Origin of the sequence: Streptomyces sp. NPDC001933 (genome assembly GCF_042890955.1) — a bacterium.
Classification (GTDB): Bacteria; Actinomycetota; Actinomycetes; order Streptomycetales; family Streptomycetaceae; genus Streptomyces.
Genome location: NZ_JBIASS010000051.1, coordinates 17,719 through 18,588 on the forward strand (window position 1 = coordinate 17,719; position 870 = coordinate 18,588).

The 870-nt window shown below is 71.8% G+C and carries 1 protein-coding gene; it reads left to right on the plus strand.

Annotated features, from left to right (window positions below; genetic code table 11):
- The first annotated feature begins 141 nt into the window (after positions 1 to 141).
- A complete protein-coding gene (locus ACFYY7_RS43180) occupies positions 142 to 774 on the plus strand; it encodes a hypothetical protein (protein ID WP_388671245.1) in 633 nt (210 codons plus the stop codon).
- Positions 775 to 870 lie beyond the last annotated feature (96 nt).

The following is an 870-nucleotide window of genomic DNA, read 5'->3' on the forward strand; positions in this document are numbered from 1 at the left end:
GGGGGCTCTTTTGTCGGGGGGGGGCCCCCCCCCCCCCCCCCCCCCCGCCTCGGGGGGGGGGGCCGCGGAGCCCCCGGGGGGGCCCCCCCCCCCCCCCCCCCCCGCCGCGCCTACACGGCTGGAACGATGGCAGCCGGGCGAGTGACCAAGCTGGAAAAGCTCGGGATGGTGTGGTCCGAGCAGGTGGCGGCCTGGGCGGACGGGGTCGCCGTTGCCCGCGTGTATGCCGCCGTCCACGGCCGCTTCCGCCCTCCGGCCACCGCGGTGTGGGAGGGGCATCCCATCGGGGTGCGGGCGAAGAACGCGAGGGCGGCGGACCGGAAAGCGCGGGAGGACGAGGAGCTCCGGGCGGCCGGCCGCCCCGTGCCCTCGGCGGCCGGCGCGATGACCGAAACGCGGCAGGATGAGCTGGACGCGGTCGATCCGGGGTGGTGCCCTGTCTGGGAGACCGGGTGGCAGCGGTGCTACCGACTGGTCCAGAACTACGTCCAGGCCGGCGGAACGCTCCCGGAGGCTGCGGGCGACGTCGTCGTCCAGGGCGAAGACCTCGGACGCTGGGTCACGGCGCAGCGGTTCGGGTGGGAACAGCTGCTGCCCGTACAGCAGTGGCTGCTGGAGAACACCCTCACGTTCACACCGGCCGGGGAAGGCGAGCGGCCGGTGAAGCGGATTCAGGACACCATGTGGGCCCTCAATCTCGCGGCGGCGCGGCAGTTCCTGGCGTTCACCAGCATCGCCTGCACCCTCATCTGCTACCGCAGACTCGCCAAATGATCTTACTGCTCGTTTCAGAATGAGGTTCGGAGTCGTCTCAAGCAGATGATGCTGCAGGCGAGTTGGAGCAGTCCGAGGTGGAGGTCGGCTCGTATC